General features: G+C 61.2%; 12 protein-coding genes and 1 tRNA gene. 7 read left to right on the top strand and 6 right to left on the bottom strand.

Annotation, left to right across the window (positions count from 1 at the left end):
• The first annotated feature begins 1 nt into the window (after position 1).
• The 5 genes from HBF25_RS06950 to HBF25_RS22380 all read left to right on the top strand — a co-directional run bounded on the left by HBF25_RS06950 (position 2) and on the right by HBF25_RS22380 (position 4,746).
• Entirely contained in the window at positions 2 to 2,179 is a 2,178-nt protein-coding gene (locus HBF25_RS06950) for an alpha-galactosidase D (protein WP_166947212.1), read from the top strand.
• 105 nt (positions 2,180 to 2,284) lie between these two features.
• A complete protein-coding gene (locus HBF25_RS06945) occupies positions 2,285 to 3,433 on the top strand; it encodes a threonine aldolase family protein (RefSeq protein ID WP_166947211.1) in 1,149 nt (382 codons plus the stop codon).
• A 64-nt stretch (positions 3,434 to 3,497) separates the two neighbouring features.
• Positions 3,498 to 3,573: transfer RNA gene (locus HBF25_RS06940), tRNA-Gly, on the top strand.
• 327 nt (positions 3,574 to 3,900) lie between these two features.
• Positions 3,901 to 4,230 carry a helix-turn-helix domain-containing protein gene (locus HBF25_RS06935; RefSeq protein WP_243853103.1) on the top strand — a complete coding sequence of 110 codons (330 nt, stop codon included), beginning with the start codon at positions 3,901 to 3,903 and terminating at the stop codon, positions 4,228 to 4,230.
• A gap of 36 nt (positions 4,231 to 4,266) precedes the next feature.
• Complete coding sequence (locus HBF25_RS22380) at positions 4,267 to 4,746, top strand: HipA domain-containing protein (RefSeq protein ID WP_208392453.1); 480 nt, start codon at positions 4,267 to 4,269, stop codon at positions 4,744 to 4,746.
• A gap of 52 nt (positions 4,747 to 4,798) precedes the next feature.
• On the opposite strand, the gene HBF25_RS06925 is transcribed toward HBF25_RS22380, so the two are convergent.
• The 4 genes from HBF25_RS06925 to msuE all read right to left on the bottom strand — a co-directional run bounded on the left by HBF25_RS06925 (position 4,799) and on the right by msuE (position 8,542).
• Positions 4,799 to 5,698: a LysR family transcriptional regulator gene (locus HBF25_RS06925; RefSeq protein WP_166947210.1), complete on the bottom strand. Its 900-nt coding sequence runs from the start codon at positions 5,696 to 5,698 to the stop codon at positions 4,799 to 4,801.
• A 150-nt stretch (positions 5,699 to 5,848) separates the two neighbouring features.
• Positions 5,849 to 6,877 carry a methionine synthase gene (locus tag HBF25_RS06920; protein ID WP_166947209.1) on the bottom strand — a complete coding sequence of 343 codons (1,029 nt, stop codon included), beginning with the start codon at positions 6,875 to 6,877 and terminating at the stop codon, positions 5,849 to 5,851.
• A 25-nt stretch (positions 6,878 to 6,902) separates the two neighbouring features.
• Positions 6,903 to 7,886, bottom strand: a complete 984-nt coding sequence (locus HBF25_RS06915) for a DUF1852 domain-containing protein (RefSeq protein WP_166947208.1) — start codon at positions 7,884 to 7,886, stop codon at positions 6,903 to 6,905.
• Between the two features lie 74 nt (positions 7,887 to 7,960).
• Positions 7,961 to 8,542 (bottom strand): FMN reductase, encoded by a 582-nt coding sequence (msuE, locus tag HBF25_RS06910; protein WP_166947207.1) that lies wholly within the window; start codon positions 8,540 to 8,542, stop codon positions 7,961 to 7,963.
• A gap of 169 nt (positions 8,543 to 8,711) precedes the next feature.
• On the opposite strand from msuE, the gene HBF25_RS06905 reads away from it, so the two are divergent.
• Positions 8,712 to 9,581, top strand: coding sequence for a methylenetetrahydrofolate reductase (locus HBF25_RS06905; RefSeq protein WP_341778053.1), 870 nt, complete (start codon positions 8,712 to 8,714; stop codon positions 9,579 to 9,581).
• 131 nt (positions 9,582 to 9,712) lie between these two features.
• Here HBF25_RS06905 and HBF25_RS06900 read toward each other — a convergent pair whose 3' ends face one another.
• On the bottom strand, positions 9,713 to 10,330 hold the full coding sequence (locus HBF25_RS06900) for a hypothetical protein (protein ID WP_166947205.1): 618 nt from the start codon (positions 10,328 to 10,330) through the stop codon (positions 9,713 to 9,715).
• 86 nt (positions 10,331 to 10,416) lie between these two features.
• The gene (locus HBF25_RS06895; RefSeq protein WP_166947204.1) at positions 10,417 to 10,641 is read right to left on the bottom strand and encodes a hypothetical protein; all 225 of its coding nucleotides are present in this window, start codon (positions 10,639 to 10,641) and stop codon (positions 10,417 to 10,419) included.
• 569 nt (positions 10,642 to 11,210) lie between these two features.
• On the opposite strand from HBF25_RS06895, the gene HBF25_RS06890 reads away from it, so the two are divergent.
• The gene (locus HBF25_RS06890; RefSeq protein ID WP_166947203.1) at positions 11,211 to 11,864 is read left to right on the top strand and encodes a response regulator; all 654 of its coding nucleotides are present in this window, start codon (positions 11,211 to 11,213) and stop codon (positions 11,862 to 11,864) included.
• The last annotated feature ends 155 nt before the right edge of the window (positions 11,865 to 12,019 follow it).

Genomic DNA, 12,019 nt, shown 5'->3' with positions numbered 1-12,019 from the left:
CATGCACGACCGTAACCGTCGTTTCGCGTTACGCAGGCTCGTCATTGCCTGCGCGCTATCCCTTGTTGCCCCCTGCGTCATGGCGCAGGTCAATGGCGTTGCCCAGAAGCCTTATCTTGGCTGGAGCAGTTTCAGCCAGCAGACGATCGAACCGGATTTCCTGACCCAGGCGAACATGATCCGCCAGTCCGACGCGCTGAAATCGTCGGGGCTTCAGGACCATGGCTACACCTATATCAATCTCGACTCGGGATGGCAGGGTAGTTTCGATGCCAATGGCCGGCCCACGCCGAATTTGTCGATCTTTCCCGACATCAAGGCGATGATCGACCATATTCATGCCAACGGTCAGAAGGCCGGCATCTACTGGATTCCCGGCGTGGAAGAACCAGCGGTGCAGGCGAACTCGCCCATCCTCGGCACCCCGTACCACATTCAGGACATCCTGGCGGTGCCGCATCGCGCCGGCAATGCCTTCGGTGGGCCCGGCACCTCGCCTTATCACTACAAGATCGATTTCTCCAGGCCGGGCGCGCAGGAGTACATGGATTCGGTGGTGGCGTTGTTTGCGTCATGGGGTGTGGACTTCATCAAGCTCGATGGCGTGACGCCGGGGTCGTACAGCGATGACCTGAGTATCGACAACCGCGACGACGTGGCGGCATGGTCGCGTGCCATCCAGCGCAGCGGGCGTCCGATCTGGCTCACCGTGTCCTGGCAGGTCGGCAAGGATTACCTCGATACCTGGCGCACCTACTCCAACGCACGCCGCATCGACGATGACGTGGAATGCGAAGGTCGTTGCGCAACGCTGACCAACTGGCCACGCATCGAAAAACGCTTCCGCGACCTGCCGAACTGGCAGGATGCCGCCGGTGGCTCGCAGGGTTGGAACGACCTGGATTCCCTGGACATTGGCGATGGCGACCTCGACGGCCTGAGCCTCGACGAAAAGCGTTCGGCCTTCACGTTGTGGTCAATGGCGAATGCACCGATCTATCTCGGTGGCGATCTGACGAAGCTCGACGATACGGGGCGCCAGCTTGCCACCAACGACGACGTGATTGCGGTGAACCAGTCTGGCAAGCCGGCGAAGCAGTTGCAGGCGGGCGATCTTCAGGTATGGGTGAGCGACCTGGGCAACGGACGCTATTACGTAGCCCTGTTCAATATGAATGCGACGCGCACCGTTGCGCAGTGGCAGTGGCGACGCATGGGCATCAACGGCGCGTTGCGTGTGCGCGATCTCTGGACCCACAAGGAACTGGGTCCGTCGTTCGGTAGCCATGTCACGTTGCTGCCGGGGCACGCCACGCAGCTGTTGCTCGTGGAAGCCATGCCAGGGCAGGTGGCAGCCGATCCATCCGCGAGCTTCGAGGCCGAAGCCGCAACGCTCGCCGGTACGGCAGCCGTGTATGCATGCCCGGCCTGCTCGGGTGGGAACAAGGTCGGCGGCCTCGGGCTTGGGGCTGGCAATACGGTGACGTTCGGCCAGGTCTACGCGCCGCGTGACGGCAGTTATTTTCTGCGTATCGATTCGCTGACCCAGGGCCTGCGTTCCTATCTGTATCAGGTAAACGACGGTCCGCAGCAGACCTTCAACTCCGGCGGCGGCAGCTTCCTGTTGCCCTCGTCGGGCACGGTACCGATTTGCCTGCGCAAGGGCTACAACCGCATCAGCTTCGGCAATACGGTGAGCTATCCACCGGATCTGGATCGCATCGTGGTATCAGGCCGCGGCGATGCGCCGCGGCCTGACGTCACCACGTATGAAGCGGAGTCGGCGGTGCTCGGTGGTACGGTCACGGCAGGCTTCAGCAATTATTTCTCGGGCCTCGCCAAGGCCGGCAATATCGGTGGCGGTGTTGCCAATTCGGTGACGTTCACCAACGTCACCGTCCCTGCAACAGGGAGCTATCAGCTGGAGATCGATTACGCGACGAAGGGCGCGCGGAGTCTGCAAATGTCGATCAACGGTGCCACGGCGATGGAGTTTTCACTCGACGGCAGCAGCTTCGACGACCCGGTGGCGAAGCTTGTGACGGTGACTCTGAAGAAGGGCGTCAACACGATCCGCTTCGGCAACGCGAGTGGCTTCGCTCCCGACCTGGACCGCATCGTGGTCGCTCCGCCCGTCGTTCCGGCGCTGCTCGGGCTCGCTTCGTCGCCTTGCCGTTAAGGCAGCCGTGTCAGCCGGCCGGGATGGCTGGCTGACACTTACGGCACATGGCGCAGCTACTTGCGACGTGCGACGCTCCGGGCACTATCGTTGCGGGGGCATGGGATGGTCAGTCGTCGGGAATTCATCCAGGCGGTGCCGGCGGGTGCGCTGGCGCTCGCGACGGGCGCGGCGCCAGGTACGGCCGTGGCATCGGCACAGGCAAAGGCATCCTCGCTGGACAAGGCGGTGGCGCTGGTGGGAGATGACGTTCCCACCGCATCGACGAGCCTGCCTGCACGACTCCAGGGCGCGCTGGACACCACGACGAAAGCCGGCGACATGTACCTGCATAACGGCGCGACGGGGCGCATGGAGGAAGCCTTCGCCCGTCTGCTCGGCAAGGAGGACGCCGTCTTCATGCCCACGGGTACGATGGCCAACCAGGTCGCGATACGCATCCTCTGCGGCGACCGGCGTCATCTGTTGTTGCAGAAGGAAAGCCATGTCTACCGCGATGAGGAAGATTCCACGGCGATCCTGAGCGGGATCAATCCGGTACCGATCGAGGGAGGTACCGGTGACGGCCTGATTGCCTCGGTTGAGGCGGCGCTGGCGCAGCGCAAGGAGGATCCTTATCCGATCGAGATCGGCGCCATTTCGCTGGAAAGCCCTGTGCGACGGCTGGATGGCTCCTGCATCTCGATGGACGTCATCGGCCGCATTGCATCGCTGGCGAAGACCAATGGCATCGGCATGCACCTGGATGGCGCGCGTTTGCTGTTGATGAGCGGGCAGCCCGGGTTTGATCCGCGTACCTATACGGAGCCGTTCGACACCGTCTATGTATCGCTCTACAAATACCTTGGTGCGCCGTTTGGTGCAGTGCTTGCAGGCAGCAAGCCGCAGTTGGCACGGGCGCGCCAGCTCAGGCATATCTTTGGCGGCACCCTCTTCCACGGCTGGCCGGCGGCCCTGCTTGCATCGCAAGGGCTCGATGGCTTCATGGGTCGTTTCGCGAAAGTACGCACCACAGGAGATGCGCTACTGGCGAAGCTGGAAGACATGCCGGGCATCCGGGTGGAGCGGGTGGCGCGTGCGAGCAATATCGCGATCCTGCACCTGGAGCCTCGCATCGTCGAAGGCCTGGGCAAGCGGGCCGAAGCGGCGAATATCTTCGTGGCGGGCCCGGAAGACGGGCGTCTTCCGATCTCCTTCAACGAAACCCTTCTGCGTCGCCCGGTGGAGGCCATTGCCGCGGTGTTTTCTCCCTGACAAGCCCATGGTGAAAGGGGGCTTGCGCGATGTCGAAAAAAACCTATAATGGCCGGCTCACGACGCGGGAATAGCTCAGTTGGTAGAGCACGACCTTGCCAAGGTCGGGGTCGCGAGTTCGAGTCTCGTTTCCCGCTCCATATTCAGGCCGACAGGTCTTCCAGACATTCTGTTGGCCAGTGAACGAAAAAGAGGCGAAAGCCTCTTTTTTCGTTTCTGCCCCTTCCGTGGGCCATCCGCTCCAGGCAATACACCACCTCCAACACGGCCCGGCTGTTGCCGCGCTGTCGGGCGTTCCTGCGCCACTGGTCGCTCCGGGACCGGGATTTAACGATGTCCATATAAATCCAAAATAACGTGTCTTATATCCATGCTAGTGGTATAAGAAGCAAAATAAAGGAATTAATTTCCTTGATGGTTTGAGGGCATAAATCTATAATTCTGGGTGTTAACTTCCAGAATCGAATTTGGCGGCCCATATGATGGATTTAAGCTTCAGTACATCGAGCGAAATCGTTCATCGGCTTTGCCAGCGGCTGCGTATGGAGCGGCTCGCCCAGCAGATGACGCAGGCCGAACTGGCTGCTCGGGCGGGCGTCGGCACCAACACCGTGTCCAATCTGGAGTCCGGGCGCAACGTGGGGTTCGAGACCGTCGTTCGCGTCGCCATGGTTCTTGGCCGGGCCCAGGAGCTTGAGGGCCTTTTCCTGCCCAGGCTGGATAGCATCGAGGACATCCGGCGCTACGAACACAGCGCCAGTCGCCAGCGCATCAAGAAGAAATCCGGCCATGCCTGAGCAGGTGAACGTCTACTACGAAGGCTGGGGCGAGCGATGGCGGTGGGGCACGTTGGTGTCTACCACGGCTATCAATGGTCGTCCTCAGGTCGTGTTCGAATACAGCGACGAGGCAAGGCAAAGGGGACTGGAGCTGGCGTCGTATACGCTGCCGCTGAATGGACCAGCGTTACGCGGGGGCTTCCCCACCCGAAGAACTTCGCCTACCTCATGTCGCCGGAGGGGCGATGGAGGCTCGCTCCCGCTTATGACGTGACGTTCTGCGAAGGGCCGGGCGGATATCACCAGATGGACGTGATGGGCGAAGCGCTGGCGATTACTCGTGCAGCCATGCTCAGGCTTGCCAGGGAAGCCGAAATTCCGGAGACGATCGCTGCCAGCATCATCGACAGCATCCGTGACGTGGCAGGCCGGTTTAAAGGCATCGCCAACGAACTTTTTCCGCAGGCGATTACACGCGACTCGCTAGACATGATTCAACGTCGCATTGATCAGAACGTTGCCTTGTTGGGGTGACGCCCCGCAGTTTCCCTGGCACATGGCCCGTCGTTAGATGCATAGCCGACGGCTAAGGAACCTGCGCTCGCCCGTGGGCCCGGGCCAGCTCGAAGAACGCCTTGACATAGTCGACGCCCATATCGGCCTCGCGAACACCCAGATGGATCTGCTTGGCGATGCCATGGTTGCCCATGCGCAAGGCCACCAGGGGCATCTTTGTGGCGTATTCCTCGGCAAGCCAGCGGGGCAGTGCCGCGACGCCCCGGCCGCTGGCCACCATCTGCATCATGATGTCGGTGGTTTCGATCGCTTTCTGCTTCCGGGGGCTGATGCCCGCCGGTTGCAGGAACTGGCTGTAGATATCCAGCCGGTCGAGGGTCACGGGGTAGGTGATGAGCACTTCGTTGGACAACTGCTCGGGGCGAAGCCAGGGTTCGCCAGCCAGTGGATGGGAGTGATTCACCACCAGCACCTGCTCGTAGTCGAACACCGGTTCGTAATGGAGCCCCGTTTTGTAAAGCGGGTCCGGCGTGACAAGCAGATCAATCTCGTGGCCGAAGAGCGCGCCGATGCCGCCGAACTGGAACTTCTGTTTCACGTCGACATCAACCTCCGGCCATGCCTTGAGGTAGGGCGACACGATCTTCAGCAGCCACTGGTAGCAGGGGTGGCACTCCATGCCGATACGCAGTGTGCCGCGCTCGCCCTGGGCGAACTGGCGCAGGCGGGTCTCCGCCAGCTCGAACTGGGGAAGCAGGCGATTGGCAACTGCCAGCAGGTATTCGCCCGCCTGGGTCAGGTGCATGGAGCGGCCCTGGCGCAACCACAGTTCCGTGCCCAGCTCCCGCTCCAGCTTGCGCATGGTGTGGCTCAATGCCGACTGGGTGAGGCAAAGGAACTCGGCCGCCTTGGTCAGGGAGCCCTGCTCCTCGACGGCCCTGAGGATGGTGAGATGTCCACGCTCTAGCATGATCAGTTTCGATGGATGACTGAAAAAAGACCATCTTACTTCATGGGTTGGCGTTTTTATGCCAAGCACATCCCACCCGCTAAATGGACGTCCAAACCGTGGAATCAGCCCATGGTCTGGACGTCCGGCGCATCGGTGCGGCAAGGATGACTAGGCAGAGAGTTCGGCGCGGACGATATCTGCCCCGGCGCTGAGTGCGTTGAGCTTGCCCCTGGCCACCTGGCGGGCGAGTGGTGCCATGCCGCAATTCGTGGACGGATAGAGCTTGTCGGCATCGACGAAGCGCAGTGCCTTGCGCAGGGTGGCGGCGACTTCTTCCGCTGTTTCGATGGTATCGCTCGCCACGTCGATGGCCCCTACCATGACCTTCTTGCCGCGAACGAGTTCGATCAGGTCGATGGGCACATGGGAGTTGTGGCATTCCAGGGAAATGATGTCGATCTTCGATTTCTGCAGCTTGGGAAACGACTCTTCATACTGGCGCCATTCGGAGCCCAGCGTCTTTTTCCAGTCAGTGTTCGCCTTGATGCCGTAGCCATAGCAGATGTGCACGGCTGTTTCGCACTTGAGCCCTTCGATGGCACGTTCCAGGGCGGCAACGCCCCAGTCGTTGACTTCATCGAAAAAGACATTGAACGCCGGTTCGTCGAATTGAATGATGTCGACGCCGGCAGCCTCCAGTTCGAGGGCTTCCTGGTTCAGGAGTTTTGCAAACTCCCAGGCGAGCTTTTCGCGGCTCTTGTAGTGGTTGTCGTATAGGGTGTCGATCATCGTCATGGGACCGGGGAGGGCCCATTTGATGGGCTGACGGGTCTGCTGGCGAAGGAAACGGGCGTCGTCAACGAAAACGGGACGCGGCCGGCTCACGGCGCCCACGACGGTCGGCACGCTGGCGTCGTAGCGATCACGGATGCGGACAGTCTCGCGCTTCTCGAAGTCGACGCCACTCAGATGCTCGATAAACGTGGTGACGAAATGCTGGCGGGTCTGCTCGCCGTCACTGACGATGTCGATGCCTGCCAGCTGCTGCTCATGCAGGGAGAGACGAAGGGCATCCCGCTTGCCTTCGGCAAGCTCTTCATCTTGCAATTTCCAGGGGGACCAGAGTTTTTCAGGCTGGGCCAGCCAGGAAGGCTTGGGCAGGCTGCCGGCGGTAGAGGTGGGGAGTAGTTTCTTCATGAAAGATAATGATTTTTCTGATGGATTAGAGAGCGCACTCGGCTGCCCATTTTTCAAGGACCTGCCTGTGGGGCTTGATGAAATGCTCTTCCGTGAACCTGCCTTGCTTGACGGCCATCTGGCTACGCTCCTCGCGGTCGTAGACGATCTTGGTCAATGAATAATCCTGATGCTTCAGGCTGGGTTGATATAACGGGCCCGCCGCCGAGTTGGCGTTGTAGATCTCGGGACGGTAGATCTTCTGGAAGGTTTCCATGGTGCTGACCAGGCTGATCAGCTCAAGGCTGGAGTAATCGGCCAGCAGGTCTCCGAGGAAGTAGAAGGCCAGGGGAGCGACACTGTTCGGCGGCATGAAGAAGCGCACCTGAAGCCCCATCTTCGCGAAATACTGGTCCGTCGAAGAGAATTCGTTCTGCTCGTATTCGACACCGAGTATCGGGTGCTGTACGCCCGTGCGGTGATAGGTCTTGCTGCTTGACGCGCTTATGCAGATGACAGGCGGTTTGTGGAAGTTCGCCTTGTAGACGTCCGAGTTCACGAAGTGCTTGAACAGCTTGCCGTGCAAGTCACCGAAGTCATCGGGAGCGCCGAAGGTGGGACGGTCGCGGTTGTACTCTGGCAGCAGCACGCTGAAATCGTAGTCACGCACATACGAAGAAAAGTTGTTCCCGACCATGCCTTCAAAGGAGCGGTTGGTTTTCTTGTCGACGATCTTTGTCTTCAGGATCTCGATCAACGGGAACGCATCACCGCCGGCAGCGGTGTCGATGGCCATTTCCACGGAAATGATGTCGAGTTCTACCGAGTAGCGATCCTGGCCGGGGTTGTCCCAGTGCGCCAGGTTATTGAAGCGATTGTCGATCATCCGCAGGGTATTGCGCAGGTTCTCCTGACGGCTTTCGCCCCGGGCCAGATTGGCGAAATTGGTCGTTGCGCGCGTGCTTTCCGCAGGATGGTAGTTTTCGTCGAAGCACGTGGTCTTGATACTGAATGCAAATGCGTTGTTCATAGGGCCTGGCACCGTAAGGTTCTGCGATAAATGGTGAATCTGTCCGTGACCCGCTACGGGCCACGATGCGCCCGTCAGGCGGCGACGACATCAGCGACACGCGTCCGTAGTGCACCGTGGGTCAGGTCGAGCAAGGGCATGGCGCGTTCGATAGCCAGCCTGGTCCTCTGGATCAGGGCCTCGTTCCGGACCTGATAGTCGACGTAATCCGCCTCGGTCGCGTAGACGCCCAAAGGCAATGTGCGTGCCTGGAAGAAGCTGAAGAGCGGGCGCAGCTGGTGATCGATCATCAGGGCGTGGCGCTCGCTTCCGCCGGTGGCGGCCAGCAGGACCGGCTTGTCCACCAAGGCATCCTGACCGATGAAATCGAAGAAATGCTTGAACAATCCCGTGTAGGAGCCGCGAAACACGGGCGTCACCACGACCAGAATGTCCGCTTGCTCAACGGCCACGAGTTCCCGTTCCACCGCGACCGGGAGCTGGGTGCGCCAGATCGCGCCGGAAAGGTGCGGTGCGAGTACTCCCAGTTCCACCAGGTGCTGCTCGCACGGGACCTCGTTGCCGATCAGCCCGAGCAGGTGCATTGCCAGCGTGGCAGCGCGTGAGGGGCGCTGTAGTCCGCCAGAGACGGCTACGGCACGGAGGGGACGTGTCATGTTCTTCAAAGACCCGGCGAGTGAGGGCATGGCCGCTCCGGAAGAGGGAGTGGGCAACGTCGTTTGATGCTATCGACGGGCGGCCATGAAATAAAATGGTTAAAATTCACCCATCTATGAGCTTGAGTCATATGAATGGCCGCCACTCTGTGCTTTGAAGGTAAACCCCTTGATTTACATCGATAAGCCCGTAACGGCATTTAGCCTTACAGACGGCTATTCGCTGGAAGTCAGTGCGAGGGCCGTGCCCATCCTGGCAGCGAACGCCGCAGGTATACCGCGCGGATCCATGGTTTCCGTTCCCTGGCTGCCGGGCGAGAGCAACGACGCGCGGCTTGCAGCCATCCGCACCATTCGTGAGCTGGGCTTCCAGCCGATGCCGCATCTTGCTGCTCGCCGCATTGCCTCGCGTGTCGAGCTGGAAGCCTTTATCCAGCGCGCGGTCGTCGAGGGTGGCATCGAACGGTGCTTTGTCATTGCAGGAGATCCGGCGACTCCCAAGGGGCCGTTCGCCGATAGCTACTCGTTGATTGAAACGGGCGTTTTCGAGCGCGCCGGCATCAAGGTGGTTGGAGTAGGTGGCCATCCAGACGGCCATTCGATCATGAGCGAGGCCGATCGCTGGGATGTCCTCGAACGCAAGTACCAGGCCATCGTCAGTCGCGGCATGGCTCCCTTGATCATCACGCAGTTCGCCTTTGACGCCGACCTTGTCCTGGCCTGGCTGGGCGCATTGCGCGAGCGCGGCATCGCGCATCCCGTACGCGTGGGCGTGCCCGGCCCTGCGGGTGTGGCGGTGCTCGCGCGTTATGCCGCTTTATGCGGCGTGAGTGCATGCGCCTCCATGTGGGCCAGCTATGGCCTGTCACTTGGCAGGCTGCTCGGCACGGCAGGGCCCGATCACTTCGTGGATCGCCTGGCGGCTGGCCTCACGGCAGCCCATGGTGACGTGCAGCTGCACTTTTTCCCCTTTGGGGGCGTCGCACAGTCCGTGGAGTGGATAGGACGCTACCGGGCACGTAAGGGAACGGCACCATGATGTCATTGGCCCGCCACGGGTAGCGCTTTGGTCTGGTCCATTGGGACATCTGCTGCCCGATGGTACCGTCAGCAAGCAAAAAGCCCCTGATGCAGGGGCTTTTTGGTAATCGTACCTGCTGGCTTGTGGTCCTAGCGGGGGCAGGTCTGCGAAAGGCCGTTCAGGCCTTCGCTGTCCTGGTGCAGGCTGGCCGTGGTGGTCTTGCCGTCGTGCACCAGGGTCAGTACGTAGAGGCTGTCGAAATCGCTGTCCGGCCACTTGGGCACGATGCTGTCGTCGCCTCCGCTGTCCTTGACGATCTTCTTCACCAGCTTGACCAGCTGCTTGTGTTCCCAGGCCACGAAGATCGTGCTCGACCGGAAGTCGGAACCCAGCAGCACATCCTTCATGTCGCTGATGTCGGTAAAGCCATAGGGCACGTTCACCGGCATGCCCAGGCGGATCGCCGTGGGCTCGATGGTGGCCAGGGGGCGGATGTAGTCGAACTTGCCGGCGGGGTCGGAGACCTGCGTGGCGCCCGGGTCCGGAGCGAAGATCGCCGCCGGTTGGCCGTAGCGACCGATCAGTACATCGGGCAGGGCGAGCGAGCGGTTCAGTCCCTGGCAGTCCAGCTGGCCATAGCCGCCGTCCGGCTTCTCGCCATGGCGCATGAAGACGATGGTTTCCGTGGTGGGCTTGCTCGCAGCGAGGGCGGCAGCAGAAGGGAGGCAGGAAAGCGCGATAAGGGCGAAGGCCGGAGTCAGGCGCATGCGACACGAATCCATAAGGGAGGTGAAGTGCGGCTATTTGCGCGCTGCGCCTCTTTCCGGACCCTTTCGGTCGGATAAACCGGAGCCTATCGGGTGCTGCTGCTGGCGGGGGCCTTGGGCTTGCCTGCGCAGATCGACCGGTTGAGTGCGCGATCGGCCTCGCTCTGGTCGGTGGCCGTGAGCCGGGCGATGCAGCTCTCGTAGGTGTCCGGTTCCGGCGCCCTGGACTGCGTGTCGAAATACACAGCCGCGACGATCACCGCCAGCACGATGGCGATCCACGGGAGGTAGTCGGTCAGGCTTCTGGGCACGGCGGGGTGGGGGAGTTGAACTGACGGCAATCATACGACGCCGAAAGCCGTGACGTGCACATGGAGTCGGCATCCCCTTCACGCCCTGCCTATCGACGGCACGCAAGGCTGGAGCCCTCATGAAGGAGGGGGCCGCCATGGCGCATGATCATAAGAATAGTCTGGGCGCCCTGGCCGCGAGCCGGTTGCTGGCGGAGGCGGCTGGCGGAAAATGGGGGCCGGCCATTGTCATCCTGGCGGGCATCGTGTTCTTTCGCCGGTGGATGGCTGTGAGGGCTGCCCATCGGCAGCGGTCTTCCGTGCCCACGCGGCGTTAGCAGGGTCCTGAACGTCCGGAGAGCGCGCTGTCAGAAAGCCCTCACACACGAGCCGGGAAGAGGATGACAATAGCCTCTGGTTTTTCCGCCCAGGGAGTGAGGGGTAACCCCACTACATGCCGTCGCTCGCCCACCCGATCATAGACCTGCGCTGGTTGTCTCGCCTGCACATCTGGCATTGTACGTGTTCGCAGGCTGCGCGCCTCCGGTGGGAGGCGTTCAGAAGTACGGTCGGCCCAGGGAGGGCTTCAGATGATTAACGTAGTTTTGGTCGATGACCATGAATTGGTCAGGACCGGTTTCCGGATGATCCTGCAGCAACAGGCAGACATCCGGATTCGAGGAGAAGCATCGTCGGCCGAGGAGGGCCTGCGCCTGATTCGTTCCCAGGCGCCGGATATCGCCCTGGTAGACGTCCACATGCCAGGGATGAGTGGCGTCGAGCTTACGGAGCGTGTGATCCGGGCCAAGCTTCGTACCAACATCGTGATCCTCACGGTGGTGGACGATGCGCGTTTCCCCAAGCGGCTGCTCGATGCGGGTGCCCTGGGGTATCTCACGAAGGGGTGCTCCGCCGATGAGCTGTTGAGTGCCGTCCGGCAGGTGGCATCCGGCCGGCGTTACCTCGCGCCCACGGTGGCCCAGCAGCTCGCGCTGGCGACGCTCGATGGCTCCGATTCGCCGTTCGATACCTTGTCCACCCGTGAGATGGAAGTCTCCATGATGCTGGTGCGTGGTATGCCGCTCACGTCCATTGGTGAAAGGCTGAATCTCAGTCCGAAGACGGTTTCCACCTATAAGCAGCGGTTGATGGAAAAGCTGCACGTCGATCATGTGGTGGGGCTGGCTCATCTCATGACGGTGCATGGGCTGCTTGATACGCATAATCATCAGGTTGGCAGCTGATTCGTTGCTGTCGTGAGTAAACAAAAACGCCGGGCAATGCCCGGCGTTTTTGTTGGTGGAGCGGCTTATTCGGGATGCAGCTGGTATGCGGGGCCGTCACTCTGCCTGATTGGGTCGTGCCCATCTGCCGGTCGCGCGCGAGGCGCGCTCCTACA

Origin of the sequence: Luteibacter anthropi (assembly GCF_011759365.1) — a bacterium.
GTDB lineage: Bacteria > Pseudomonadota > Gammaproteobacteria > Xanthomonadales > Rhodanobacteraceae > Luteibacter > Luteibacter anthropi.
The sequence above is the reverse complement of the archived record's forward strand: the minus strand, read 5'-3'. Positions and strand labels throughout refer to the sequence as shown.